This is a genomic window from Kocuria tytonicola (assembly GCF_003687455.1).
Taxonomy (GTDB): domain Bacteria; phylum Actinomycetota; class Actinomycetes; order Actinomycetales; family Micrococcaceae; genus Kocuria; species Kocuria tytonicola.
On sequence record NZ_PHOA01000196.1, the window covers coordinates 1 to 1,236 of the forward strand.

The 1,236-nt window shown below is 75.5% G+C and carries 1 pseudogene; it reads left to right on the forward strand.

Features of this window, described 5'->3' with window-relative positions:
* Positions 1 to 1,236 (forward strand): annotated as a pseudogene (locus CWC38_RS11800) (DNA polymerase III subunit alpha); the annotation flags it as partial.

The window sequence follows — 1,236 nt, forward strand, 5'->3', positions numbered from 1 at the left end:
ACCCACCGCGGCCACGACCGCCGCGGCCCCCACCCCATCGGGCTCACGGCCGCGCAGCTCGCCCGTCACGTCCACCGCGCGGCCCGCGGCGGCACCCCGGGACTCGTGGTGCTCGTGGGCCCGGACTCGGACGTGGGCAGGCTGCTGGCCCGCCGCCACTACCGGGGTGCGCGGGAGGCCCTGAACCGCTGGCGCTCCCGGCTGCCGGCCCAGACCCTCGTGGTGGAGACCGTGCACCACCTGGCACCCCAGGGGGCACCCCTCGGCACGGGCCACGCCGTGCGCATGTACGAGATCGGGCGGGCCGCGGAGCTGCCCGTGGTGCTCAGCAACGCCGTGCGCTACGCCCACCCGGGCCAGGCCGTGACCGCGGACGTCCTCGACGCCGCACGCACCCTGATGTCCCTGGACGAGCTCGCGGGAGCGGACCGCGGGGTGCTGCAGCCCAACGGCCAGGGGTGGCTCAAGGACGGGGACGCCATGACGCGGCTGGCGCGGGAGATCACGAGCGCGGCCGAGGTGCCGGGCACCGGGGCGGCAGGGCTGCTCGAGGACACCCACCACCTGGCGCAGCGCTGCGTCCTGGACCTGCGGCAGGACCTCGGCGTGGACACCCCCGTGATCCCCGAGGCCTCCGTGCTCGGGCTGCGGGGGGACCCGGACCGCGAACTCGCGCAGCGCTGCTACGCCGGACTCGCCCGGCTGCACGGCGGGGAGGACTGGGACCGCACCGTCCCCGGCCTCAACCGGGAGTCCCTGCGGGGACGCCTGGAACGGGAACTGGCCGTGATCGCGCAGCTGGGCTTCGCGGGCTACTTCCTCACCGTGGGAGAGGTCTCCGAGCTCATGACCTCCCTGGGGGTGCGCCACGCCGCCCGCGGCTCCGGGGTCTCCTCCCTGGTGGTGCACCTGCTCGGGATCTCCCCGGCGGACCCGCTGGAGTACGACCTCGTGTTCGAGCGCTTCCTCTCCCCGCTGCGCCCCAACCTCCCGGACATCGACATCGACATGGAGAGCGCCCGCCGCCACGACGTCTACCGCCGGATCTTCGCGCGCTTCGGGCCCCGGCGCGTGAGCCTCATGAGCATGCAGAACGCCTACCGCTCCCGCGGCGCCGTGCGGGATGCAGGGCTCGCGCTGGGTCTCGGCCCCCAGGACGTGGACCACGTGGCCGGGCAGCTGTGGCGGGTCCCGGGGGCCACGCTGCGCGAGGAGATCTCCCGCCGCCCCGAGCTC